Genomic DNA, 24,910 nt, shown 5'->3' with positions numbered 1-24,910 from the left:
CCCCTTTATGGATGCGGCAAAGCCACCTCCAAAAGCGTTGGGCCCGGCGGGGGCCGCGCCAAAGGCGCGGCCCCCGCCCCCCGCGACGCACGAAGGTGCGGCGCAAAACCTCAAGCCCCCGCCGCGCAAAGTCCCGCTTGTCCGCTTTCGCTCACTGCGCCCGAACTGGCGTGCCCTCACGGCAGCTCTACACGCAAGGATTGCGCGGTGCGGCCCCTTGCGCCTAGGCTCAGACCCAAGGGCATTGCCAATCGGGGAGGAGCGCCATGGCCGCCGCGCAGAGAGACAACAGCGCCGATGTCATCGTGATCGGGGCCGGGCTGGCGGGGCTGGTGGCCGCAAATGAGCTGGCAGACCGGGGCAAGCAGGTGATCCTGCTGGAGCAGGAGCCTGCTCATTTCCTCGGCGGTCAGGCGCATTGGAGCCTGGGCGGTCTCTTCATGATCGACACGCCCGAGCAGCGCCGCATGGGCATTCGCGACAGCCTCGATCTGGCGCGGCGGGATTGGGCGGGCAGCGCGCAGTTTGATCGCCCCGAGGACGACTACCCCCGGCAATGGGCCAAGGCCTATCTGGAGTTTGCCGCTAGCGACATGCGCCCGTGGCTGCACGGTCTGGGCCTGCGCTGGTTTCCCGTGGTGGGCTGGGCCGAGCGCGGCGATGGTCGTGCCGAGGGACATGGCAACTCGGTGCCGCGGTTTCACATCACATGGGGCACCGGACCGGGCGTCGTGGCCCCCTTTGCCCGACGCATTGAGGCGCATATGACCGCTGGTCGCATTGATGCGCGCTTTCGCCATCAGGTCAGCCACATCATCCAGCAGGGCGGCCAGATCAAGGGCGTTTCGGGTGAGGTGCTGGCCGAGGACACCAGCCCCATCGGTGCGCAAACCAACCGGCAGGAGGTGGGCGAATTCGAGGTCTACGCCCCCTCGCTCATTGTGGCCTCGGGCGGCATCGGCGGCAATCTGGAGATGGTGCGCGCCAACTGGCCCACCGAACGCCTTGGCCCCGCGCCCAGCCGCATGGTTTCGGGCGTGCCTGCCCATGTGGACGGGCGCATGCTGAAGGTGGCGCAATCCGCAGGCGGCCATATCATCAATGGTGATCGCATGTGGCACTACTGCGAGGGGCTGAGGAACTGGGACCCGATCTGGCCCAACCATGGCATTCGCATTCTGCCCGGCCCCTCATCTCTTTGGTTTGATGCCCATGGCACCCGGCTCCCCGACCCGGCGCTGCCGGGGTTTGACACGCTGGGCACGCTGAAGGCGATCCTGGCGAGCGGGCAGGATTACAGTTGGTTCATCCTGAGCCAGAAGATCATCCAGAAGGAATTCGCCCTCTCCGGCTCGGAGCAGAACCCGGACCTCACCTCTGGCAAATGGGCAGAGGTGCTGCGCGCGCGGCTGTTGTCCGGCGGCAAGGCCCCGGCCCCGGTGGAGGCCTTCAAGAAACACGGCGCCGATTTTGTGGTGGCGGAGACCCTCTCGGATCTGGTGCGGGGCATGAATGAGATCGGCGATGTGGCGCTGGATGAGGTGCATATCCGGGCACAGATCGAGGCGCGGGATGCGCAGGTCGACAATGGCTTTGCCAAGGACCGTCAAATTCAGGCGATCCATGCGGCGCGCAACTATCGCGGCGACCGGCTCATTCGCACGGCCAAGCCGCACCGTCTTCTGGACCGCGCCAACGGGCCGCTGATTGCGGTGCGGCTGAGTATCCTCACCCGCAAAACATTGGGCGGTTTGCACACCACGCTGGACAGCCAGATGATCGGCGCAGACGGCGCACCACTGCCCGGCCTGTTTGCGGTGGGCGAAGCGGCGGGATTTGGGGGCGGCGGCTATCACGGCTACAACGCGCTGGAGGGCACATTTCTGGGCGGCTGCCTGTTTTCCGGCCGACAAGCCGGACGCTCGGATCAAATCGCCTGATCGACACTAGAAATGATTGCACGCCCGTTGAGCGCATCTTTGGCTGGCGCCATGCCCCTGTGATGAGATACTCAATACCGATGTCCCTACACCCGAACCCATCTATTTTTATGCTCAAACAGACCCTTACGCGGAGTTTTCAAACTTTGCTCCCTATGGTGTGGCATTTGACGGCACATGGTGGCGCACGGTGGAGCACTACTTTCAGGCGATGAAGTTTCATGACGCCGACCACCGCGAACGCATTCGTCGCTGCCATAAGCCAAAGGCGGCCAAAGCCCTTGGCATGACACGCGCCATACCGCTGCGCGCGGATTGGGAAGAGGTCAAGGACGACATCATGCTTACCGCTGTTAGGTGCAAATTCCAGACCCACGCGGCCCCCCGGCAGCTCCTTTTGAGCACCGGGGAGGCACAACTGGTAGAGAATGCGCCGATGGATGCCTATTGGGGCTGCGGCCCGGATGGGCGCGGCCTCAATAAGCTGGGTCAGATCCTGATGACGGTTCGACGCGAGCTGTCAAGCAACGCGAGCGTCGGCAACTCCTGACCGAAGCGCAGGGCGGGTCAGGAAGCGCCCCTCCTGACCACATGCCTTAGCCGCTGGTCTCAACAAGGCTGTCTTTCTTGACTTCGCGGCTGTAGCACAACAGCTCTCTGCCCTCGCTGTCCACCAGGATCAGCGCCTTCGGCTCGATACGGTAGCTGGTCACCTGTGCAAGGAGCGAGAGCACCTTTTCTTCCTGCTCTGCCAGTCCTTCGGGGCAGGCCATCATGGTGCCTGCAAGCTTGTCCGGGAAGCTGATCTCTCGGCCTTTGATCTCCACTTCGCCCATAAAGCGGTTACATCCGGCGCTGGTGCCAAAACGGCCATCCTCAGTAAAGCTCAGATCAAGGCCGCGCCCTTCCAGCGGGGCCTCGCCTTCAATCTGGCTTAGCGTCCATTCGGTATTGGCAAGCGGTGGTTTCGCAGGCTCCGTGGCACGGGTCTGCGCCCCTATTCCAATGGCGGAGGCTGCCACCAGAACGGCGGCGATAAAGGCTCTTCGGGTTGTCTTCATGGGTCCCATTCCCAATTTTGTCTGTCTCGTGGGATAAACGTGGGAAGCGGCGGGTTCCGTCGCAAGGGGAATTGCGAAACATGCAGGCGGGATGCGCGAAAAGACGCGCATCCCAGCGTTCAGGTGCCTAAAGGGGCCACAACAGCGGAATGACCGCCGAGGCCAGCAATCCCATCGAGAGATTGAGCGGAATGCCCACCCGCAGGAAGTCCGAGAACTTGTAGCCGCCGGGGCCATAGACCAGCATATTGGTCTGATAGCCAATGGGCGTGGCAAAGGAGGCCGAGGCTGCAATCATCACCGCAATCACCAGCGGGCGCGGATCAAGTCCCATCGCCTGAGCGAGCCCCACCGCAATCGGCGTAACCACCACGGCCACCGCGTTGTTTGAGACGAGTTCCGTCAGCACAGAGGTCAGCAGATAGACCGCCCAGACGAGGAAAAATGGCGGCAAATCCGCGAGCAGCGGCGAGATCCCACTGACGATGAGTTTGACCGCACCGGAACTTTCCAATGCCGCCCCGATGGCCAACATGGAGAAGATCAGCGCCAGCAAACGCCCGTCGACAAAGGAAAATGCCTCATCCGCGTCGATACAGCGGGTTGCCAGCACCAGCGCCACCGCAAGGATCGACAGCATCAGGATCGGTGCCAGGCCAAAGGCTGCGGCGATCACGATCCCGACCATCGCGGCCACCGCCACTGGCGCATGGCTGCGCCGATAGGCGCGCTGCGTGGGCTGAGAGACATCGGCCATGTCCATCTCGGCGGCGAGGCGCTGGATGTCGCCGGGCGCGCCCTCCAGAAGCAAGGTGTCGCCCACGCGCACCACCAGATCGTCGAGCTGCACGCCGATGTTCTGATTGCGCCGGTGCACCGCCAGAACATAGACGCCATAGCGACGGCGCAGACGCATGGCGCCAAGGCTGCGGCCCACCATACGGCAGCCCGGCGTGATCAGCACCTCGACCGTTTTGGTCTCCACCGCGGAGACCTGATCGACGCGCTTCAGTTCCTTGTTGCGTTGCAGGCTCAGAAGTTCGGTCATCTTGGTGCGCAGAACCACGCGGTCGCCCACCTGAAGCTCCACCCCTTCGAGGTTGCGGCGCAGGGAGTCATCGCCCCGGATCACGTCGATCAACCGCACGCCCGGACGTTTAAAGAGCTGAACACCAGTAACTTCGCGTCCGATCAGGTTGCTGTCGGGGGGGATTACGGCCTCGGTAAAGAACTTCATCTTGGAACGATCCGAGAGCATCATCGCCATGCTGTCCCGTTCGGGCAGCAGGCGCGGCGCGATAAAGCGGAGATAGATCAGCCCCCAAGTGACCACCACAATGCCCAAGGGCGTGACCTCAAAGATCGAGAAGGGCTTCAGACCCTGCGCGCGGGCCACCCCATCGACCAGCAGGTTGGTGGAGGTGCCGATCAAGGTAAGCGTGCCACCCAGAACCGCCGCATAGGACAGCGGAATCAACATCTTGGAGGGTGATACATTGAGCGTGCGCGCGATCTGGATAAAGACCGGGATCATCACCACCACTACGGGCGTGTTGGAGACAAAGGCCGAGGCGATCACCACAAAACCCATCAAAAGCGCAATTGCCATCTTTGGGCTGACCTCGGCCTTTTTGCGGGCCACTGAGGTGAAGGCATCCAATGCGCCCGTGCGCACCAAGGCCCCCATGATCAGGAACATCGCCGCGATGGTCCATGGCGCCGGGTTTGCCAGCACCGGAAGTGCTTCTGCGTAGGGCAACACGCCGGTGATCAGCATGAGCGAGACGCCGCAAATGGCCACCACCTCGGTGGGGTAGGTTTCACGCAGGAAGGCCACGAACATCCCAAGGACGATCAGTAAGGCCAGAATGGCGCTTGTGGTGTCACCCGATTGAAAGAGAAACATACAGATCCACTATGTCAGGGTCGCACCCGCCACACTCCGGGGCGGGGCTTCAGCCAACGGGCAGTTTCACCGATCTGGCAGCGCGCAGCAAGCGATTGTCGCAGCAAAAATTCAGTGAATGCAGCCAGATCGGCGCGTATGGCACATCTGACGGGCTTGCCCCCCATCGCGCAGTTTGCCCGGAAGGGTTCCGGCTGCGCCTTTCAGTGGCCTCACAGTGAAAAATAGGCCCTGCCCGGTTAAGTCGGCCCAGTTAAGCCTGCCCGGTTAAACCTGCCCAGTGGCGGGGGGGCTCCCGCCCAAGACACGCTACTCTGGCTTGCGCCAGAGAAACGGTCTCGGTTGGGCCGGGCCGCGCACGCACAGCGTGCGCGGCCCGGCCCAACGGGAGGAGGGCTTTTGTCAAAAAGCATGACGACGGGCGGGAGGACCACCGGTTTTGCGTAGCGCCCGGGATTAAGGCGCGGCCTGCTGCAAGAGGCCACCCTGACGCACCATCTCGATGCGTTTGGCGGCACCGGTGCGATCGTCGGTTTCCACATAAACGCCCGAAAGCGTTGCAGCACCGCTGGCGGGCGTAAAGCGCCCTTTGGGCATGCCAGTGAGGAAACGGCGCATCGGTTCCGCCTTATCCATGCCAATCACGGAATTATAATCGCCGCACATACCCGCATCGGTCAGATAGGCGGTGCCGCCCTCCAGGATCTGCGCATCGCCTGTCGGCACATGGGTATGTGTCCCAACCACAAGCGACGCCTTACCATTGCAAAAATGCCCCATCGCCATCTTCTCGGAGGTGGCCTCGCAATGCATATCGACAATGATCGCCTGCGCCAGCCCACCGCGTGGATGCGATTTCAGCACGCCCTCGACCGCCCCAAAAGGATCATCAAAGGCGCGTTTCATAAACACCTGCCCCAGCGCCTGCAGCACCAGAACCTTCTGACCGCCGCGTGCGGTGAACAGCCGATGCCCCCGCCCCGGTGCACTCTTAGCAAAGTTCAGCGGTCGCACGATGCGGCTATCCTGCTCGATGTACTGGAGCATGTCCTTTTGATCGAAGGCATGATCGCCAAGCGTCACGCAATCCGCGCCCGCCTCAAACAGGATCTTGGCATGTTCACCCGACAACCCCATCCCGTTGGAGGCATTCTCGCCATTCACCACAACAAAATCGAGCCGCCACTCCTCGCGCAGACGCGGCAGAGTTTCGCTCACCGCCGCACGTCCCGCGCGGCCCATCACATCGCCAAGAAACAGAATTCGCATGCCCCCGGAATAGGCGCAGTGGCGGCGCGCCACAAGGGCAAAGCCTGTGGTTTTCTGCCCGCACTGTCGCGCCTGCGCGCAAACCGTACAGACGTCACTGTTTTGCGCTGGCCAACAATCCCGCCCTTTGCGCAGAATTTCTCCCTCCTATCCTTATGGACCGACCGAAGATGTGCGGCTTTTTAATAAAAGAGTTGCGTACTGGCCGCAGGCCGACAAGTCTGACCCTCATATCCAAGCGCAGCCAATCCCAGCGCCGCTGTAATTTTTTCAGACGAGTCCAAAACATGTCCACACCGGTATTGAACCTTGATCCTGACACCCTCTTGATGGCTTCGCGCGATGCCCGCGCCGCCGCAGAGCCGCTGGCAGCGGAGTATCAAGCCCGCGCACCGTTCAATTATGGCGGTTACGACAACTTCCTGAACCCGGAAATTTTGGAGCGTGTGCGCGAGGAGCTGAAACAGCTGCCAGAAGCTGCCAACAGCTATGATCGCCCACAAGAACGGCTGAAGACCTCTTATGTGCCCGAGCGCCTGCCAATGTATACGCGACAGTTGTTTTATGCACTGAACTCGCGCCCGGTGATTGCCTTTATCGAAGAACTCACTGGCATCAAAGGGCTGATCCCCGACCCTTATTTTGCAGGCGGCGGCATTCATGTGGTGGCCAATGGCGGCCATCTGGATATCCACGCGGATTTCAACCATCACGCAGGCCTCAATCTGGAACGCCGGGTCAATCTGCTGATTTATCTCAACAAGGATTGGCGCGAGGAATATGGCGGCTCCTTTGAGGTCTGGGACGAGAATATGTCTGGGAAGCTGGCCAGTTACGTGCCGCTCTTTAACCGGATGTGCATGTTCTCCACCTCCTCCGAGAGCTGGCATGGCAACCCCGAGCCGGTGAACCACCCCGATGGCGAGCCGCGCATGTCGATCGCGCTCTATTACTACACCGCCACCTGGGACAGCACCCGCAAGAGCCACACCACGCTGTTCAAGCCACGTCCCGGCACCAAGGACCAGCGTGACCGCCAAGTGGCCCGCCGAGAACTGCTGCAAGATCTGCTGCCTCCGGTGCTCCACCGCAAATTGGCATGGCGTCTGGAAAAGCTGGGGTTCTAAGTCGCCAGAACGACGACAGCCCAGCAGAGGCAACGCCGGGCGCGCGCCACGGCGCGCCATGCCGCCCTTAAACTATCCGCGTTTGAAATCCAGCACCCGGCTCTCGGTCACGATCATGTCGAGCGGCTGGTCGGTGGGCTCCAGTGGCAGGCCTTCGGCCTCTTGCGCATCAAAGGCAAAGCCAATTGCAAGGGTGGCGCGGCGCGCACGCAGCCGTTCCAGCGTACGGTCGTAAAAACCGCCGCCATAACCCAGCCGATTGCCCGCAGCGTCAAAGGCCACCAGCGGCACGATCAGGATTTCGGGGTCGAAATAATCGTCCAATTCCGGGACTTTGGCGCCAAAAGGTCCATCGCGCAGCGCGCCCTCTGGTTGCCAGCGGCTGAACTCCAGCGGCAGGCCCGCGCCCTGAATGACCGGCACGCCCACGGGGCCATGGGCCGCGGCCTCAGCCATGACGTCCACCGGGTCGATCTCGGTGCGGATCGCCATATATCCCGCCAGCGGCACGCCTCGATAGCCCGCAAGCACCTCGGCCAGATGGCCCGCCGCGCCGGGGCGTTGCGCCTCAAACGCGCCCTTGCGACGCACAAAAGCCGCCTTGCGCGCCGCAGCCTTGATCGCCGCCAAATCGGCCGCATTGTGATCCGTCTCGCTCATGTCCTGCTCCTGCCGACCTGTTACAGCAGTACCGCACCCGCAAGACCAAGGAAGGCGAAAAAGCCCACAACATCCGTCACCGTGGTCACGAATGCGCCCGAGGCCAGCGCCGGGTCGACACCGATACGGTCAAGAATAACCGGGATCACCGTGCCCGCGAGCCCCGCGACGACAAGGTTGATCACCATTGCGGCAGCGATCACCACCCCAAGCATCGGCGTGCCGAACCAGACCACCCCGATGATGCCCATCACCACCGCAAAGATGGCGCCATTGATCAGGCCCACCAGCACCTCGCGCCGGATCACCCGCCAGACGTTTGATCCGGTCAGGTCGCGGGTCGCCAGCGCGCGCACGGCCACCGTCAGCGATTGCGTCCCGGCATTGCCGCCCATGGAGGCCACGATGGGCATGAGCACCGCCAGCGCCACAAACTGCGCAATCGTTGCCTCAAACTGCGCGATCACCAGTGAGGCAAAGATCGCGGTGACCAGATTTACCGCAAGCCACGGAAAGCGCTGTTTGGTCGTCTCGGAGACCCGGTCCGAGAGGCTCCCCTCGCCGACACCGGCCAGACGCAGGATGTCTTCTTCGTGCTCCTCGTCCAGCACCGCCATCGCATCGTCGATGGTAATGGCACCGACCAGCCGTCCGTCCTCATCCACCACGGGCGCAGAGATCAGGTGATACTGGTTGAAGGCATAGGCCACGTCTTCTTCGTCCTGCGCCGCCGGGATGACCTGAAAGGTCTCCTCGATAATCTCGATCAGGGGCTTGGTGCGGCGCGAACTCATCAGCCGCCCCAGGGTCACCTGCCCCACGGGATGCATACGCGGGTCCACGATGACCACGTGATAGAATTGCTCGGGCAGCTCTTCTGCCTCGCGCATGTGGTCGATGGCCTGCCCCACGGTCCAGTGTTCGGGCGCGGTCACCACCTCGCGCTGCATCAGGCGGCCTGCGGAGTTTTCCGGATAAGAGAGCGATTGCTCGATGGCGACCCGGTCGCTGTCTTCGAGTGCGTCAAGAATCGCTTCTTGTTGTGGTTCTTCCAGATCCTCCAGAAGGTCGACCACATCGTCACTGTCCAGATCGCGCACCGCATCCGCCAGCACCTGCGGGGTCAGGGCGGAAATGACTTCCTCACGGATGGATTCATCCAGTTCCGACAGGATATCGCCGTCGAACTCCTTGTCATAGAGCCGGATCAATCGGCCCCGATCAAACGCGTTGATCTGCTCCAGAAGGTCAGCGATGTCAGCCGGGTGCAGCGGCTCCATCAGGTCAACAAGCGCCTCGCGGTCGTCGCGATCCAGCGCAAAGAGGATCTGCGCGACCCGCTTACGATCCAGCTCGTAAGCGTCTTCGCCCGTGGGTTCTGTCTCGGGGGTGTTCTCGCCTGTGGTCATTCGCAGCCCTCCGGTTTACCTGAGTTACCTGTCTAAAGGATGCATGCGGGCAAAAACAACGGCCCATCAGCAATTTACCCTCACCGCGCAGAGCCCTATCCTCTGTGCAACTGATTTGACAACAGATGTGACACCGCAATGAAACAAGATCTCATTCTTCTGGGCCGGGTGCTGTCTTTTTCGGCATCCCCTTTTGATGCGGCCGGCCCCGAAGCCGCCGTGGAACAGCACGAGGCCATTGCCCTGCGCGGCGGCAAGATCGTGGCGCTTGGCAGCCGTGCTGCGCTCACCAAGGCGCTGCCAGAGGCAGAGATCGTTGATCACGGCAACAAGCTGATCCTACCGGGGTTTGTCGACGCGCATGTGCATTATCCGCAGACCGCGATCATCGCCAGCTGGGGCAAGCGGCTGATCGACTGGCTCAACACCTACACCTTCCCGGAGGAAATGCGGTTTGGCGATGCGGGGTATGCGGCAGAGATCGCGGCGCGCTATCTGGATCTGACCACCGCCTGCGGCACCACAACGGTGGCGAGCTACTGCACCATCCATCCCGAAAGCGTCGAGGCGCTGTTTCAGGCGGCGCAGGCGCGCGGGCAGCGGGTGGTCGCAGGCAAGACCTGCATGGACCGCAACGCCCCCGAGGGCCTGCGGGATACGCCCCAGAGCGCCCATGACGACAGCGCCGCGCTGATCCAGCGCTGGCATGGTGTCGACCGGATTACTTATGCGATCACGCCACGGTTTTCGCCCACCTCAACGCCAGAACAGCTCGAAGCACTCGGCGCACTTTGGGCCGCGCATCCCACCTGTCTGATGCAAACCCATCTGAGCGAGCAACTCGATGAGATTGAATGGGTGCGCAGCCTTTATCCCGAGGCGCGCGACTATCTCGACACTTACGAGCGTTTTGGCCTTCTGCGTGAAGGCGCCATCTTTGGCCACGCCATCCATCTGGAACCGCGCGAACGCGACCGGCTGCGCGAAACCCGCGCAAGCCTCATTCATTGCCCCACCTCCAACACCTTCATCGGCTCAGGCCTTTTTGACATGCAAGGGCTGATACACGAGGGGCAGCGCATTGGCCTCGCGACCGACACCGGTGGTGGATCGAGCTTTTCAATGCTGCGCACCATGGCCGCCGCCTATGAGGTCGCTCAACTGCGCGGCACGCCTTTGCATGCGGCGCAACTGCTGTGGCTGGCGACCCAGGGCTCTGCCACGGCGCTCGGACTTCAGGACAAAGTCGGTAATCTCGCAGTGGGCATGGAGGCTGATATCGTGGTGCTCGATCTTGCCTCGACCCCGGCTATTGCCCAGCGCGCCAACCGCGCGACTGATCTCTGGGAAGCGCTGTTCTCGACGCTGATGATGGGCGATGATCGCGCCATCGCAGAGGTCCGCATCAATGGCCGCAAGGCCCACTGAAGGCCCCGCTGAAACCCCAATAAAATAACAAAGGGCGGCGCCACGGCGCCACCCCAAGCTCTTCTAACTCAAAATATCCCGGAGCGCGAGGCAGCGCCTCGCATCCTCCAACCTTCAAACCAAACGCTCAGGCCCCGTTGGCCAGAGCTTGCGTCATCTCGCCATGCCGACGGATCACCGCCGAGAGGTCCAGCGTGGTCATACGGCCCCAAGCCACCACCTGACGCCCCTCGACAAAAAGGTCGCGCACCTGTCGCGGCCCCGCCAGAACCAATGCCGCCGGATCCCAGCTGCCACTGGATGCAAGGCCAGAGACATCCCAGACCGCCAGATCTGCGCGTTTTCCGACCGCAATACGCCCGCAATCGGGCCGCCCCAACACATCCGCACCGCCCCGGGTGGCAATCTCCAGCGCCTCGTAGGCGGACATGGCATCCGCGCCATTGGCGACCCGTTGCAGCAACATCGCCTGTCGCGCCTCGTCCCAGAGGTTGGCAATATCATTGCTGGCAGATCCATCCACCCCCAGCCCCACTTTGACGCCCGCATCCCGCATCTGGCGCACCGGCGCGATACCGCTGCCAAGGCGACAGTTGGAACAGGGACAATGGGCCACGCCCGTGCGGGTTTTGGCAAAGAGGTCAATCTCTTCCACGTCCAGTTTCACGCAATGCGCGTGCCAGACATCATCGCCGGTCCAGCCCAGTTCCTCGGCGTATTGACCGGGGCGGCAACCAAATTTCGCCTCGCTATAGGCGATGTCCTCGTCATTTTCCGCCAGATGGGTGTGCAGCATCACGCCCTTGTCGCGCGCCAGCACCGCCGCGTCGCGCATCAGCTCCCGGCTGACCGAGAATGGCGAACAGGGCGCGAGCCCCACCCGGCACATGGAGCCTTCGCTGGGATCGTGAAACGCATCCACCACCCGGATCATATCCTCAAGAATGTCGGCTTCGCGCTCCACCAAGGCATCGGGCGGCAGGCCGCCGTCGCTTTCACCGATGCTCATTGCGCCGCGGGTGGGGTGGAACCGCAGCCCAACCTCGGCCGCGGCATGAATGGTGTCGTCCAGCCGTCCACCGTTGGGAAAGAGATAGAGATGATCCGAGGTCAGGCTACACCCCGACAGCGCCAGTTCTGCCAGACCAAGCTGGGTCGAGACCTGCAAATGCTCCGGCCCCATGCGCGACCAGATCGGATAAAGGGTCTGCAGCCACCCAAACAGCAGCGCATCCTGCCCGCCCGGCACGGCGCGGGTGAGGTTCTGATAGAGGTGGTGATGGGTGTTGACGAGCCCCGGCGTCACCACGGTGCCGCTGGCGTCCACGGTTGCCTCTGCCCCTTGCAGACCCTGCCCGATCTCAACAATCACACCGTCCCGAACGCGGATGTCGGCGGATTTCAACACCCGCCGGTCATCATCCATGGTCAGCAGGGTTTCGGCATTTTTCAAAAGAAAATCAGTCACGACTTCACGCTCCAAAATCTGCCCGTTTCATAAGGTGGAGGTGAAGAGACGCCGACGGAATACGGGCAAAGGACTCGGCGCAGATCTATTGCTATCCCAGCCGCCGCTAAAAGAGCAAGTCAGGCAATTTACAAAACTGCTTCTGCAATTGCCTTGAAAACACGCGCTTGCCCGTGGTCCATTACGCGCGCTGCAACAATGCCAGTGCCGCTGCGTGAATTTCCGGGTTTGCAGCAGCAAGTGCGCGACCGCCATCATGGGCCGGGCCGCCCTCCCAATTGGTGACAATGCCGCCTGCGGCCTCGATCACCGCGATAGGAGCTTGGATATCATAGGCGTTTAATCCAGCCTCAATCACCAGATCCACAGTCCCCACCGCCAATAGCGCATAGGCGTAGCAATCCATGCCGAAGCGGGTCAGTTTGACGTGGCGCGCGACACGTTCAAACCCGGCGCGATCCTCGGTGGTGCCGACCTCCGGGAAGGTGGTGAACAGGATGGCATCCCCAAGCGCATTGGTCTTTCGGGTTTGCAACGGGCGCGTGCCATGGGGGCCGATCACCTGAGCATGCCCCCGGCAGCCCTCGAACCGCTCACCGATATAGGGCTGATCAATGACGCCCAGCATCGGGCCGTTTGCATCCGACAGCGCAATCAGCACCCCCCAAGTGGGTGTACCAGTGATGAAACCGCGCGTACCATCAATCGGGTCAAGCACCCATGTCCGCCCGCTATCGCCTGTCGTGGGCGCAAATTCTTCGCCCAGAATACTGTCTTCGGGGCGCAACTCGGCCAGCACGACGCGCATAGCCTCTTCGGCGGCGCGATCCGCAACCGTCACCGGATCAAAACCCGCATCCAGTTTATTGTCTGCGGTGGTGGCCGTGTTACGAAAATGCGGCAAGATCGCTTCTCGGGCCGCATCCGCCAAACGGCGCGCGACTTCCAGATCGGAGAGATTGGCGGAATAGGTCATGACACGAGGCCCCAGTCATTGAATTGGCAAGCCTCAATCGCGTGCCATGAGAGGCGTGAGCATTTCAAGTCCAAAGCACGGGGGCACGCAACCGGGCGCGGGGCCTGCGCATGAAAAAGGCCGCGCAATGCGGCCTAGATCCTTCGTAGTCAGCTGTTGTCTCAGGCGACGTCGCTGAGGACGCGCGCGAGTTCGAACAGTCGGCGACGCTGGTTTTCCGGGATGGCGTAGTAAGACCGCACCAGATCCAGAGCTTCCTTGTCGCCCATGAGATCCGCAGGAACGCGGGCTTTTTCGGGGACCACTTTCGCAGTTTCATCCTGCAGCCCTTCAAAGAAGAAGCTGATATTTACATCCAGCGCGTCAGAAATATCCCAAAGCCGGGAAGCACTGACGCGGTTTGCGCCGGTTTCGTACTTCTGGATCTGTTGGAATTTAATCCCAACCTTTTCTGCCAATTGCTGCTGGGTCATGCCAATAAGCCAGCGACGGTGCCGAATGCGTTTGCCAACGTGAATGTCGACGGGATGTGCCATTTGTAGTATCTCCCAGCTACGGCCTCCAGAAAACTGGTGTGCGGCGCGAAGTTCTACGCCGCAAACCACTGTTCCGGACCCGCATACCGATGGCGCACAAGCCGACATCGGGATCTTTTGGTTAGGGTCAGAAGTTCAGTTATGTGGAAAGTGTACGCTCTTCGTGGTTGAATACAAGTTTTCCAACACGCGCTCTACGAGCCTCGGCAGGCAAATATATGATTTTATGCATCAAAAATTATCGCGAAAGACGGTACAAATACGGTTTGCTGCCACTCACCATAAATGGCGAGGCGTGAAATCGGTGTCAAAACACTCATCTTTGTTTCGAATCACTCAAGTCGGAAAATAACGAGGGAAACCAAAATGCTATCCTTTCGTATAGTAAACCATGGGCAGAGTGGAAATCTGATTGAAACGCCAATTTCACCTCTGGGCCCGGATCAGATCGCTGTTGAAATCCATGCCTGCGCCCTGAACTTTGCCGACCTATTAATGATCAAGGGGAATTATCAGGATACACCTCCCCTCCCCTTTACACCGGGGTTGGAATGCGCGGGTCGGGTCACCGCAATAGGTGCGCAAATTTCGGAATTTGAAATCGACGACCGCGTCGCGGTATTTAGCGGCCAAGATGGATTGGCGGAAATGGGCGTATTTGACGCCAGCCGCGCAGTGCATATTCCCGAAAATGTCAGTTATGACGCTGCGGCTGCGTCCTTGATCGCCTATGGCACCAGCCTGCTTGCCTTGGAGCATCTGGCCAAGGTGCAACCCGGAGAGCGCCTGCTGGTGACCGGTGCTGCCGGGGGCGTGGGGCTCACGGCGGTTGAGATTGGGAAACTCCTTGGTGCAGAGGTGATCGCGCAGGCGCGCGGGCCGGAAAAGCTCAGGGTGGCGCACGCGGCGGGGGCGGACCATCTGATCGACGCCACCGAGGATCTGCGCCAACGGGTCAAGGATCTGGGCGGCGCGGATGTGGTCTATGACGCGGTGGGCGGTGACATCTGGCAGGCCGCGTTTCGCGCCACCAACCCCGGCGGTCGGCTGCTGCCTATCGGATTTGCAGGCGGTGAGGTGCCGCAAATTCCGGCCAATCACCTGCTGGTCAAGAACCTGACAGTGTTTGGCTTTTATCTCGGTGGGCTGGTGAAACTGCGCCCTGAGTTGGGGCGACAGACCTTTGAGCGACTAATGCTGTGGCTGGCCGAAGGGCGGATCAAGCCGCATATCAGTCACCGGCTGCCCCTGTGTGAGACGGCGCAAGGCTTGGAACTCATCCGCAGCCGCGCCGCCACCGGCAAGGTCATCATGCAACCCCAAGCTGGGCTCCGGCGCTGACCATTTCGGTTCCCACGGCGCGCAATCCAGGTTGCGAGAGCCCGGCAAACCCCTGACGGATCAGGCCTGCGAGGTGGTCGACGTATTGCGCCCGTGCCCGCTCTGCGCCGTAGAGGTTGATGTGCTGGACAGGCAATCGTGGCAGGCTGCCACCGTGGTCGATCACCTGTTGATGCGCAGGCTGGGTGCCCTCAAGCAGTACGCCAACGGCCAGATCTGCGCTGACGGTGGCCTCCACGGTGCGGTCAGACTCGCTGTCCACCGCCATTTCCCAAGGGATACCCGCATCATCGAGCGCAGCCGTTGCCAACCCACGGAAGATACAATTGCGGCAGAACCCGATCCGAAGCGGGCGCTGCCGCCACGTCTGCCCACCCAGCGCGCCAATCCATTGGAGCGGCATCTGGTGGATGGCCTCTCCGCCCGCGCCAGCGGCTGTTTCGGTGGTCACAATGAGGTCAAACCGTCCCTGATCGAAATCCATCTTCAGATCGCGCGTATTCGAGGTACATAGGTTCACCTTCACGCGCGGGAACTGCACATTAAAGCGCTGCATCACCATCGGGATCACCGGATGCACCACATCATGGGGCACCCCCAGCGTCACCTCGCCCTCAAAGGCCTGATCGGTCAGGCGGGTGATGATCTCGTCATTGAGGCTCAGCATCTTGCGCGCAAACCCCAAGAGCTGCTCGCCTGCGGCTGTCAGACCGATATTACGCCCCGAACGATCCAGAAGTTCGACCCCCAGCATCTCTTCGAGACGTTTGAGCTGCATGGACACAGCCGACTGGGTCAGATGCAGAAAAGACGCCGCACGCGTGACGCCGCCAGTGTCGGCAACCGCCACAAAAGAACGCAGCGTGGTTATGTCCAAATTTCTCATCATCACACCTTTTGATGTATCACTTCAAAATCATTCGTTTTGAGAATGTATGTGCCTTCTGTATACATCAATATCAGTGATGCAATCAAGCGCATCCATCACAAAACAATCTCAGGAGGCCATCATGGCGAATTGCATTGAACACAGCCGCCCCGTCTATCTGCGGCGCCCCTCGCTCTTTTTATACATCGCTCAGATGTTTGCGCTGCGCCGCCAGCGTATGCATCTGGCCGAACTCAGCGATGAGCAGCTGAAAGACGTCGGTCTGACCCGCGAGGCTGCTGATGCCGAGGCACGCCGCAAAGCATGGGATGCACCGCAATACTGGTTGAGCTGAGGTGCGCTCAGTGCAGACCAAGAACAGAGCCAAAAAACGGCCGGAACCGGCTCACCCCGCTAAGCGGATCCGGTTCCGGTAAAAAACTTGCCAAACTGCCGTTCATTTTACCTCGATTGCAGGCCCGAACCTCTTGAACCTGCGGGCGCAAAAGCCAATATTTGAGGCAACAGGCAGATCCGCGTCGCGGGTGTGCTCTGAGGGAGAATCTAGACGGAGACCATGACACATGGCACAGTTTGACAGCATTCGATCTGCTGCCGGCGCGCGCAGCGCCGAGATCGACGCCGGGCTTCGCGCCCACATGAACAAAGTCTACGGCACCATGTCCGTGGGCACACTTATTACCTTCCTCGCCGCTTGGGCGATTGCAGGCCTGTCGGTCACCTCTGACCCGGCCAATGCCGTCGCGCAACTGAGCTCTGACAGCTATCTGACCAACTTCGGCTACGCGATCTATGCGTCGCCGCTGAAATGGGTGATCATGTTCGCCCCGCTGGCCTTTGTCTTCTTTGGCTTTGGCGCTGCCGTGAACCGTCTGTCCGCCGCTGGCGTTCAGGTTGTCTTCTACGCTTTTGCCGCACTGATGGGTCTGTCGATCTCTTCGATCTTCGTGACCTTCACCGGTGAAAGCATCGCGCAGGTGTTCCTCGTCACCTCCATCGCCTTTGCGGGTCTGTCGCTGGTGGGTTACACCACCAAAAAAGACCTCTCCGGCATGGGTTCGTTCCTGATCATGGGTCTGATCGGCTTGATCGTGGCGTCGGTTGTGAACATCTTCCTCGCGTCTTCCGCGATGGCGTTTGCAATCTCCGTGATCGGTGTTCTGATCTTTGCGGGCCTCACCGCTTATGACACCCAGCGCATCAAGAACGACTACCTGCAGATGGCACATGCTGGCGATCAGGAATGGCTTGGCAAGGCTGCCGTCATGGGCGCGCTGAGCCTCTATCTGGACTTCATCAACATGTTCATGATGCTGCTCCAGCTGCTCGGGAACCGCGAATAACCGCAACTTCCCAACTTACAGACAGCCGGGGCGGATCAGATTGATCCGCCCCTTTTCATTTTCAGACCCCTGATTTGATTTCGACACGACCCAAGGATTGACCGATGAAGATTGAACCCATTGGCCCAGAGCGGGCCACGCTCTTGGTGCCACTGCTGCAGGACTTGCACGCGCTCCATGTCGAGCACCAGCCTGAACGCCACACACCTGACCCCGAGGACGCTGATCTGTGTGCGTGGTTGCAGGAGTGGCTGGAGAAACCAGAGATTTGCGCCCTCGCCGCCATCAGCCCTCAGGACGCCGTTATGGGGTATCTGATCTATGGGATAGAGGATCGCCCCGCCCTGCCCGTACGCCCGGCAGAGCGGCGCGCAATGGTGCACCACATAGCCGTCACCCCCGCACTGCGTCAGATCGGGGTGGGCAAGGCGCTGATGACGCGAATGAAACAGGACGCACTTGAGAAAGGGGCCGATGTTATCGGCGTGACCTACGCGCCCTTCAATGCGGCCTCAGTCGCGCTGATGCGTCATTTTGGGCTGGAGCCGGTTCTCACCATGGCAGAGTGGCGCAAGGACCGCGAAACCAAGTCCTGATGGCACGCCCCTGCCGGAGGCGCATTTGGCGCCCCGGTGCATCACCGGTGGGCCTGCTTCAATCCGGTTGAGCCTTGGCATGGTTCCCTTCAACGGCGCTCGTCAGGGGGGTAACTTCCGTTAAATCAATCGACGCGCGAGGCAATCCGTCTGCCCAGATCAGAGCGCTTTGACATCAACAACTGTCGGGGCTTTCAGCACTGCGACGGTTTCTTGCTGTTCGGTCAGTGCCACAACTGCAGGCAACAACAACATCAGCGCAGACAATCCAATCAGGCTTTTCATAAGATCACCCTCTCCACTCTCTAACTCTCACACCACGCCTAGAGGTCTGACCGCGAAATAGGGCAGGAATGTGCAGATCCCACGGCCAAGGCCCGGCACACATTCTGCATTTTAGATAAGCGCGACACCGTTTCCTGCGGGTAAACCCTGCGCTGCGCATATGGTCAGTGCTGCACAACAAAAAAGGCCGCGCCCGATGCGCGACCTTTTTTAGACTGAGATCCAGTGGACCCCGAAAGGCTTACTTGATTTTGCCTTCTTTGTACTCGACGTGCTTGCGCGCGACCGGGTCGTATTTACGAACGGTCATTTTCTCGGTCATGGTGCGCGCGTTTTTCTTGGTCACGTAGAAGTGGCCCGTGCCCGCGGTCGAGTTCAGGCGGATTTTGATGGTCGTCGGCTTCGCCATTGTGCTTCTCCTGCGTCCGAAAAGGCAGGGGGCCTCTCGGGTCTAATTCCTATATGAGCGTGCGCTTTTACCTTTGTGGTGGCGAGTGTCAATAGGATTCGCCCGGCTAAATTGCAGCTCTCACTAAAATCCCGCTTTAGGGGCGGATTACGATGCTGTCGCGCCTGGAAAGGCTACGTATTTTGCGCAGAGAGCCTATAAGCCGGATCTTGTTCCCCCTGCCCCGAAAGGCAGGGTTTGATGACCATTCTTCTGGGACGCCCGTTGCCGGACGCCTCTAGCTGCCAACCCGGCCTCTCTCGGGTGAAACATCCCTAGCGGCGGTCTCGGTTGCCCGACCCGGCCCGCGCGGAGGCCCTATTTGGCATTGCTCCCGGTGGGGCTTGCCGTGCCACCCCTGTTGCCAGCGGTGCGGTGGGCTCTTACCCCACCGTTTCATCCTTACCCCGTCGCATCCTTTGGCGAACCTCCAGAGCGGCGAGGCGGTCTCATTTCTGTGGCGCTTTCCGTCAGGTTGCCCTGCCCGGGCGTTACCCGGCACCGTTGTTTCAGGGAGTCCGGACTTTCCTCGCGGGGGCGTGTGCCCCAACGCGGCCATCCGGCTCTCTGCGCGCGGTCTGCCTACGCCTGCATCGGCGCTGCGTCAAGGTGGAGCGGGTGGGAGGGGCGTTGCCCCTCTGCGCGGACGCGCATTCACCCCAGGATATTTGACGTTAGAAGATGAAGGTCAGTCCATGAGGGGCGTAAGGTCTGCGTCACAGAGCGGTCCCTGCCCCCATGGACGGTAGCGCAGGCGCACTGCTTCGAGGAGCGTGGCGTCATCTGCTTTGGCCGTAAAGCCGCAAGCCATGGCGGCGTCGCGAAAGCCCTGCGGTGTCGCGGCGGTTGCGGCATGTGACCGGCTGGCAGGCCGCGCATATCCAAGGGTCGCTAGCCGCTGCCAGTCGAAGCGCGGCCCCGGATCCCATTTGCGCCCGGGCGCAAGGTCTGAATGGCCAATCACCCCCTCGGGCGCAATGTTCCAGCGAGTCATGATGTGTGGCAGAAGGGTTTCCAGCCTGCGCATTTGCGGCTCCGAGAACGGATGATCGCCGCGATTGTCCAATTCAATCCCGATAGAGCGTGAATTGATGTCCTGCTGCCCCGCCCATTCGCCTGCGCCTGCGTGCCAGGCGCGCTGGTCCTCTTCGACCAGTTGCCAAAGTCTGCCATCACCGCCGATCAGATAATGAGCCGAGACCTCATATGCGGGATCACATAGCCGCGTGAGTGCTGCATCGGCGCTCTGCATTGCGGTGTAATGCAGCACGATCAGATGGGGGCGCAGGCCCTCACGCCGTGGCCCGTAGTTGGGACTCGGATGCCAGATCGGGGAGACATCAGACATGTGTTCGGCTTAGTCGCCCTGCGCGCGCACAGCGGCGCGGAACGGGGCAGGATCCCAGCCGCAGGCGTAGCCATCCCCATCCGGGTCCAGCGCCTTGCGGTCCCGTTTTGGCCCGCCCATCTCAAGAAATGCGGTCTGCGCGAGATCGGCAGAGGCATATTCTGCGCAGTGGCGCTGCGAACGGGCCTGCAGGTTGATCCCGGTGCGGCTATAGATCCGCTGACCGCGTGGATTGGAGGTCGACAGCGCGTAGCGCACGATATTGGGCGCCAGATCCTGCGGGCGGTCTGGCACAGCCGTGGGGGTGATCACCTGATATTGCGCACGCTGACGTGCGATGCGCTCAGCGTCACTCTCGATGGTTTGACGGGCAGCGACGGCCTCGAAATTATTCTCGTCCGACAGGTTGGGATTGCCGACCAGCGCGGGTGCCGGGTTCGAGGGGCTTGCCTCCAGCGGGGCCTGACCTGAGTTCTGACCAGCGGCTGAAATCGCTGCTGCGGCCTCTCTGGCGATGTCGTCATTTGCAGTTGCGGCAGCCCCGGCGGAGGGGCGGGGCTGCTGCCAGTTGGCGTTTGTTCCAGACGTTTCAGTCGACAGGCGCGACGCGGGCACCAGAGGTGCGCCGTTCAGGGTGCGGCCTGCTTCGACCTCAGGCGGAGCGTTAAAGGGACTTGTTGCGTCCCCTACCCCTGCCGCGCTGTCGGGGACCTGCGGGCTGCAGGCCACCAGTGCCATCGCGCTGACCGCGATCATAAATCCCGAAACTCGCATCTGTGTCACCTGTCTGCTCAGCCTAGCTTTTCACTCTTCTTAGCGATGTGTTTTACCACCACTGCGCAGGCTTGGCTACAAATCCGGCGGATTGCTCCAGCGCATAGGCGGTATTCAGAAGGTCTCCTTCTTCCCACGGCCGCCCGATCAGCTGCAGCCCCAGCGGCAGACCTTGGGTGTCGACACCGGTTGGCACCGAAATACCGGGCAAACCTGCAAGGTTCACGGTGACGGTAAAGACATCGTTCAGGTACATCTTGACCGGATCTTCGTCATTCATCTCGCCAAGGCCAAAGGCCGCAGAGGGCGTCGCCGGGGTCAGGATCGCGTCCACACCGGCGGCAAAGGCATCCTCGAAGTCCTTTTTGATCAGGGTGCGAACCTTGCGGGCGCGGTTGTAATAGGCGTCGTAGAACCCCGCCGACAGCACATAGGTGCCGACCATCACGCGGCGCTGCACCTCGTGGCCAAACCCTTCGGCGCGGGTTTTCTCGTACATCTCGGTGATGCCGTCACCCTGCGCGAGCGTCGCGCGGTGGCCGTAGCGCACACCGTCGTAACGCGCGAGGTTCGAAGAGGCCTCAGCCGGGGCAATCACGTAATAGGCGGGCAGTGCGTATTTTGTGTGCGGCAGCGAGATCTCGACGATCTCGGCCCCCGCTGCCTTGAGCATCGCTGCGCCCTCATCCCAGAGCTTGGCAATCTCGGCAGGCATGCCGTCCATGCGATATTCGCGCGGGATGCCGATTTTCTTACCTTTGATGTCGCCGGTCAGCATTGCCTCGAAGTTCGGCACTGCGAGGTCCGCAGAGGTCGAATCCTTGTCGTCATGGCCGCACATGGCCTCCAGCATGATGGCCGCGTCGCGCACGTTCTTGGTCATCGGCCCGGCCTGATCGAGCGAGGACGCAAAGGCCACGATGCCCCAGCGCGAGCAGCGCCCATAGGTGGGCTTGATGCCAACGGTGCCGGTAAAGGCCGCAGGCTGGCGGATCGAGCCGCCCGTATCGGTGCCGGTTGCCGCAAGGCACAAGTCTGCCGCCACAGCCGCCGCCGAGCCACCCGAAGACCCACCGGGGGTCAGCGGGGTCACTTCGGCGCCGCGCCGCCATGGGCTGATGGCATTGCCATAGGCGGAGGTCTCGTTCGAGGAGCCCATGGCAAATTCGTCCATGTTCAGCTTGCCGAGCATGACCGCGCCTGCGTCCTGCAGTTTCTGCGAGACGGTGGATTCATATTCAGGCTTGAACCCCTTGAGGATGTTCGACGCCGCCTGACTGTCGACACCTTTGGTGCAAAACAGATCCTTGATCCCGATGGGCAGGCCGCACATAGCGGGCGCGTCGCCTTCAGCAATACGCACATCCGCCGCCTTGGCACGCTCCAGCGCGATCTCGGGGGTTTTATGCACAAACGCATTGAGCGCATCTGCCCCGTCGATGGCCTTGAGGCAGGCCTCGGTGAGTTCCACAGAGGTGGTGTCACCCTTGCGCAGCAGATCGCGGGCCTCTGCAAGGCCCAGTTTGTTCAGGTCAGACATATCTTACTCCACAACCTTAGGCACAGCAAAGAAGCCTTCGCGGGCATCCGGGGCATTGGCCAGCACTTTCTCCTGCTGGTTGCCGTCGGTGACCACGTCCTCGCGGCGCTTAAGGCGCTGCGGGGTGACGGAGGTCATCGGCTCGACGCCCTCGACATCCACTTCGTTCAGTTGCTCGATGAACCCGAGGATCGTGTTGAACTCCTCTGCCAGCGCAGGCAGAGCGTCCTCTTCGACCTTGATCCGGGCCAGTTTGGCCACTTTCGCGGCTGTGCTTTGGTCAATCGACATCAATAACCCTCATCTCGTCTTGCCCACGCGTTTACCGCTCGTGCCTGCGCGCCGCAAGCCTGCCTTGGGAATTCTCCGCCCGCCAGATCCAAATCTCACCGCCAACTGAGGTGTTTCGCATCGGGCAAAGCCCGATGCGACCCGCGCGCGGACAGCACAGCTGTCCGCGCGCGCTCGGCCCAACGGATCGCAAGGCCCCAACGGGGCATGAGAGCGGGCGGGAGCGCTGCCCCTGCTCTATCGTCTTTCATGACTTCATCACAGCCATGGATTTTTCCCAAACCCCTGATAGGGTCACGTAAAAGACATTCCACACACGTCTTGGACAACGCGGAGAACGGCGCATGAAACTGATCTGGCTAGGTCACGGCGGCTTTCGTCTGGAAACGGGCGAGACCACCCTCCTCATCGACCCTTGGCTTACCGGCAACCCGATGCTGGACGACAGCCAGCATGATGCCGCCACCAAGGGGGCCACGCATATCCTGTTGACCCACGCGCATTTTGATCACGTGGCAGATGTGCTTGGTCTTGCCAAACACCTCTCGATCCCGATCATCGGCCAATATGATCTGATGGGCTATTGGGGTGAAACCGAAGGCGTGGAAACCCTGGGCTTTAACAAAGGGGGCACGGTCGATGTGGGCGAGACCCGCGTGTCGATGGTGCCCGCCTCCCATTCAAATACGTTTTCCACCCGCGACGGGCTGCGCACCGCCGGCAGCGAAGTGGGCTATATGATCCGCGCCGAGGGACAGGTGATCTATGTCTCTGGGGACACCGACATCATGGCCGACATGGACTGGATGGGCGACTACTACAGGCCCGACATCGGCATCCTGTCGGCAGGGGGCCATTTCACCATGGACATGAAGGCCGCCGCCTATGCCGCCAAGCGCTATTTTGCCTTCAAAACGGTCATTCCCTGCCACTATCGCACATTTCCATTGCTGGAACAGAGCGCACAGGACTTGATTGACGGGCTTCCCGGCGTCAACGTCATCGAGCCACAGGTAATGAAAGAAATCGAGTTCTAATGCCCGCCAACGATTTTACCACCACCGAATACGCCCGCAGATTGGAAAAGACCCGCCGCGCCATGGCAGCACAGGGCCTTAAAACACTGGTGATCTGCGATCCTTCCAACATGGCATGGCTTACCGGCTACGACGGCTGGAGCTTTTATGTCCCGCAGGCGGTGATTCTGCATGAAAACGGCATGCCGATGTGGTGGGGCCGCACTCAGGACAAGCCCGGCGCCGCGCTGACCACCTGGCTGGAGGCCGACCATCTCTTTGACTGGCCCGAAGAACACGTCCAGCACCCGGACCACCATCCGTTCGACTCACTGGTGGAGCTGCTGCGCGACTTCGGCTGGACAGAGGCCATCGGGGTGGAAATGGACAACTATTATTACTCCGCCCGCAGCCATGAGATTCTGGAGACCGCCTTTGGTCGCGATGCTTTTGCGGATGCCACGGGCCTTGTGAACTGGCAACGCGCGGTCAAAAGCGAACAGGAACTGCAGTTGATGCAGGCGGCAGGCAAGCTCTCGGCGCATATGCACGGGGTATTGCGCGCGGAATTCAATGAAGGCATTCCCAAAAACGCGCTGGTGGCACGGGTGCAGGCCGCAGGCATCGAGGGTCTACCGCTTCTGGCCGGGGATTATCCGGCAATCTCACCCATCGCACCCTCGGGCATTGAGGCCTCCGCGTCGCATATCACCTGGAATGACCGCCCACTGGCCCCCGGTGAGGCGACCTATTTCGAGATCTCGGGCTGCGTGCGCCGCTATCATTGCCCGATCAGCCGCACGCTGTTCCTCGGCAGCCCGCCCGAGGACATCCGCCGCGGGGAAAAGGCAATCCTGCAAGCGATCGAAGACACATTCGCCGTCGCCAAGCCCGGTGTCACCTGCGAAGAGGTCGCCGCCTGCGTCTATGAGAGCTTTGGCCGCGCGGGCTACATCAAGGGCAACCGCACCGGCTATCCGGTCGGCCTCAGCTACCCGCCGGATTGGGGCGAGCGCACGATGTCGCTGCGTCCAGGTGATACCACCAAGCTGGAAGAAAACATGACGTTCCACCTGATGCCGGGTCTGTGGACCCCGGACTGGGGGATGGCGATCACAGAGACATTTGTGGTGACCCCAAACGGCGGCGAAGCTCTGGTCGATGTGCCGCGCGAAATTGTGGTGAAGTAACTCGGCCTCTCGACCGGTCGGCTTCACTGGCAGGCGGTTGGCCTCCCGCCCGTCAGCGCGGTTTATAAA

25 protein-coding genes and 1 other RNA gene are annotated in these 24,910 nt (G+C 61.2%); 10 read left to right on the top strand and 16 right to left on the bottom strand.

Annotated elements, in window-relative coordinates; all coding sequences use genetic code 11:
- The first annotated feature begins 266 nt into the window (after positions 1 to 266).
- On the top strand, positions 267 to 1,940 hold the full coding sequence (locus QNI81_RS04375) for an FAD-binding dehydrogenase (RefSeq protein ID WP_283967488.1): 1,674 nt from the start codon (positions 267 to 269) through the stop codon (positions 1,938 to 1,940).
- 160 nt (positions 1,941 to 2,100) lie between these two features.
- Entirely contained in the window at positions 2,101 to 2,490 is a 390-nt protein-coding gene (ybiA, locus tag QNI81_RS04370) for a riboflavin biosynthesis intermediates N-glycosidase (RefSeq protein ID WP_283967487.1), read from the top strand.
- A gap of 46 nt (positions 2,491 to 2,536) precedes the next feature.
- On the opposite strand, the gene QNI81_RS04365 is transcribed toward ybiA, so the two are convergent.
- The 3 genes from QNI81_RS04365 to QNI81_RS04355 all read right to left on the bottom strand — a co-directional run bounded on the left by QNI81_RS04365 (position 2,537) and on the right by QNI81_RS04355 (position 6,176).
- Entirely contained in the window at positions 2,537 to 3,001 is a 465-nt protein-coding gene (locus QNI81_RS04365; RefSeq protein ID WP_283967486.1) for an META domain-containing protein, read from the bottom strand.
- 127 nt (positions 3,002 to 3,128) lie between these two features.
- Entirely contained in the window at positions 3,129 to 4,907 is a 1,779-nt protein-coding gene (locus QNI81_RS04360) for an SLC13 family permease (RefSeq protein WP_009177180.1), read from the bottom strand.
- A 456-nt stretch (positions 4,908 to 5,363) separates the two neighbouring features.
- On the bottom strand, positions 5,364 to 6,176 hold the full coding sequence (locus QNI81_RS04355; RefSeq protein ID WP_283967485.1) for a TIGR00282 family metallophosphoesterase: 813 nt from the start codon (positions 6,174 to 6,176) through the stop codon (positions 5,364 to 5,366).
- A gap of 287 nt (positions 6,177 to 6,463) precedes the next feature.
- Between QNI81_RS04355 and QNI81_RS04350 the strand changes: the two genes are divergently transcribed.
- The gene (locus QNI81_RS04350; protein WP_283967484.1) at positions 6,464 to 7,303 is read left to right on the top strand and encodes a 2OG-Fe(II) oxygenase; all 840 of its coding nucleotides are present in this window, start codon (positions 6,464 to 6,466) and stop codon (positions 7,301 to 7,303) included.
- A gap of 72 nt (positions 7,304 to 7,375) precedes the next feature.
- Here QNI81_RS04350 and QNI81_RS04345 read toward each other — a convergent pair whose 3' ends face one another.
- Both QNI81_RS04345 and mgtE read right to left on the bottom strand, forming a co-directional pair.
- Positions 7,376 to 7,963, bottom strand: a complete 588-nt coding sequence (locus tag QNI81_RS04345) for a 5-formyltetrahydrofolate cyclo-ligase (RefSeq protein ID WP_283967483.1) — start codon at positions 7,961 to 7,963, stop codon at positions 7,376 to 7,378.
- A 20-nt stretch (positions 7,964 to 7,983) separates the two neighbouring features.
- Positions 7,984 to 9,372, bottom strand: coding sequence for a magnesium transporter (gene mgtE, locus QNI81_RS04340; RefSeq protein ID WP_283967482.1), 1,389 nt, complete (start codon positions 9,370 to 9,372; stop codon positions 7,984 to 7,986).
- Between the two features lie 138 nt (positions 9,373 to 9,510).
- Between mgtE and guaD the strand changes: the two genes are divergently transcribed.
- Complete coding sequence (gene guaD, locus QNI81_RS04335; RefSeq protein WP_283967481.1) at positions 9,511 to 10,800, top strand: guanine deaminase; 1,290 nt, start codon at positions 9,511 to 9,513, stop codon at positions 10,798 to 10,800.
- Positions 10,801 to 10,927: 127 nt separating this feature from the next.
- Here the strand turns inward: guaD and QNI81_RS04330 are convergent, their stop codons facing one another.
- The 3 genes from QNI81_RS04330 to QNI81_RS04320 all read right to left on the bottom strand — a co-directional run bounded on the left by QNI81_RS04330 (position 10,928) and on the right by QNI81_RS04320 (position 13,780).
- Entirely contained in the window at positions 10,928 to 12,268 is a 1,341-nt protein-coding gene (locus QNI81_RS04330; RefSeq protein ID WP_283967480.1) for an 8-oxoguanine deaminase, read from the bottom strand.
- Between the two features lie 181 nt (positions 12,269 to 12,449).
- The gene (gene hisN / locus QNI81_RS04325; protein WP_283967479.1) at positions 12,450 to 13,244 is read right to left on the bottom strand and encodes a histidinol-phosphatase; all 795 of its coding nucleotides are present in this window, start codon (positions 13,242 to 13,244) and stop codon (positions 12,450 to 12,452) included.
- A 161-nt stretch (positions 13,245 to 13,405) separates the two neighbouring features.
- Positions 13,406 to 13,780, bottom strand: a complete 375-nt coding sequence (locus QNI81_RS04320) for a helix-turn-helix domain-containing protein (protein ID WP_005638576.1) — start codon at positions 13,778 to 13,780, stop codon at positions 13,406 to 13,408.
- Positions 13,781 to 14,146: 366 nt separating this feature from the next.
- On the opposite strand from QNI81_RS04320, the gene QNI81_RS04315 reads away from it, so the two are divergent.
- Complete coding sequence (locus QNI81_RS04315) at positions 14,147 to 15,121, top strand: NADPH:quinone oxidoreductase family protein (protein ID WP_283967478.1); 975 nt, start codon at positions 14,147 to 14,149, stop codon at positions 15,119 to 15,121.
- On the opposite strand, the gene QNI81_RS04310 is transcribed toward QNI81_RS04315, so the two are convergent.
- Positions 15,090 to 16,007, bottom strand: a complete 918-nt coding sequence (locus QNI81_RS04310; RefSeq protein WP_009177084.1) for a LysR family transcriptional regulator — start codon at positions 16,005 to 16,007, stop codon at positions 15,090 to 15,092. The genes QNI81_RS04315 and QNI81_RS04310 overlap by 32 nt on opposite strands.
- A gap of 124 nt (positions 16,008 to 16,131) precedes the next feature.
- Between QNI81_RS04310 and QNI81_RS04305 the strand changes: the two genes are divergently transcribed.
- The 3 genes from QNI81_RS04305 to QNI81_RS04295 all read left to right on the top strand — a co-directional run bounded on the left by QNI81_RS04305 (position 16,132) and on the right by QNI81_RS04295 (position 17,949).
- Positions 16,132 to 16,344, top strand: coding sequence for a DUF1127 domain-containing protein (locus QNI81_RS04305; RefSeq protein ID WP_009177138.1), 213 nt, complete (start codon positions 16,132 to 16,134; stop codon positions 16,342 to 16,344).
- A gap of 229 nt (positions 16,345 to 16,573) precedes the next feature.
- Positions 16,574 to 17,353: a Bax inhibitor-1/YccA family protein gene (locus QNI81_RS04300; RefSeq protein WP_005630255.1), complete on the top strand. Its 780-nt coding sequence runs from the start codon at positions 16,574 to 16,576 to the stop codon at positions 17,351 to 17,353.
- A 104-nt stretch (positions 17,354 to 17,457) separates the two neighbouring features.
- Complete coding sequence (locus QNI81_RS04295; protein WP_283967477.1) at positions 17,458 to 17,949, top strand: GNAT family N-acetyltransferase; 492 nt, start codon at positions 17,458 to 17,460, stop codon at positions 17,947 to 17,949.
- 159 nt (positions 17,950 to 18,108) lie between these two features.
- Here the strand turns inward: QNI81_RS04295 and QNI81_RS04290 are convergent, their stop codons facing one another.
- The 7 genes from QNI81_RS04290 to gatC form a co-directional block, all read right to left on the bottom strand.
- Positions 18,109 to 18,234 carry a hypothetical protein gene (locus QNI81_RS04290; protein ID WP_283967476.1) on the bottom strand — a complete coding sequence of 42 codons (126 nt, stop codon included), beginning with the start codon at positions 18,232 to 18,234 and terminating at the stop codon, positions 18,109 to 18,111.
- A 241-nt stretch (positions 18,235 to 18,475) separates the two neighbouring features.
- Positions 18,476 to 18,643 carry a 50S ribosomal protein L33 gene (rpmG, locus tag QNI81_RS04285; protein WP_005630270.1) on the bottom strand — a complete coding sequence of 56 codons (168 nt, stop codon included), beginning with the start codon at positions 18,641 to 18,643 and terminating at the stop codon, positions 18,476 to 18,478.
- A gap of 182 nt (positions 18,644 to 18,825) precedes the next feature.
- Positions 18,826 to 19,253, bottom strand: an RNA gene (gene rnpB, locus QNI81_RS04280) — RNase P RNA component class A.
- A 117-nt stretch (positions 19,254 to 19,370) separates the two neighbouring features.
- Complete coding sequence (locus QNI81_RS04275) at positions 19,371 to 20,030, bottom strand: N-acetylmuramoyl-L-alanine amidase (protein ID WP_283967475.1); 660 nt, start codon at positions 20,028 to 20,030, stop codon at positions 19,371 to 19,373.
- 9 nt (positions 20,031 to 20,039) lie between these two features.
- Complete coding sequence (locus QNI81_RS04270) at positions 20,040 to 20,804, bottom strand: hypothetical protein (RefSeq protein WP_283967474.1); 765 nt, start codon at positions 20,802 to 20,804, stop codon at positions 20,040 to 20,042.
- 52 nt (positions 20,805 to 20,856) lie between these two features.
- The gene (gene gatA, locus QNI81_RS04265; protein WP_283967473.1) at positions 20,857 to 22,344 is read right to left on the bottom strand and encodes an Asp-tRNA(Asn)/Glu-tRNA(Gln) amidotransferase subunit GatA; all 1,488 of its coding nucleotides are present in this window, start codon (positions 22,342 to 22,344) and stop codon (positions 20,857 to 20,859) included.
- Positions 22,345 to 22,347: 3 nt separating this feature from the next.
- Positions 22,348 to 22,635: an Asp-tRNA(Asn)/Glu-tRNA(Gln) amidotransferase subunit GatC gene (gene gatC, locus QNI81_RS04260; RefSeq protein WP_110364075.1), complete on the bottom strand. Its 288-nt coding sequence runs from the start codon at positions 22,633 to 22,635 to the stop codon at positions 22,348 to 22,350.
- Positions 22,636 to 22,979: 344 nt separating this feature from the next.
- On the opposite strand from gatC, the gene QNI81_RS04255 reads away from it, so the two are divergent.
- Positions 22,980 to 23,672 carry a metal-dependent hydrolase gene (locus QNI81_RS04255; RefSeq protein ID WP_283967472.1) on the top strand — a complete coding sequence of 231 codons (693 nt, stop codon included), beginning with the start codon at positions 22,980 to 22,982 and terminating at the stop codon, positions 23,670 to 23,672.
- On the top strand, positions 23,672 to 24,841 hold the full coding sequence (locus QNI81_RS04250) for a M24 family metallopeptidase (RefSeq protein ID WP_283967471.1): 1,170 nt from the start codon (positions 23,672 to 23,674) through the stop codon (positions 24,839 to 24,841). The genes QNI81_RS04255 and QNI81_RS04250 overlap by 1 nt, the downstream gene beginning before the upstream one ends.
- The last annotated feature ends 69 nt before the right edge of the window (positions 24,842 to 24,910 follow it).

The sequence above is a fragment of the Tritonibacter sp. AK171 genome, assembly GCF_030127025.1.
GTDB lineage: Bacteria > Pseudomonadota > Alphaproteobacteria > Rhodobacterales > Rhodobacteraceae > Epibacterium > Epibacterium mobile.
The sequence above is the reverse complement of the archived record's forward strand: the minus strand, read 5'-3'. Positions and strand labels throughout refer to the sequence as shown.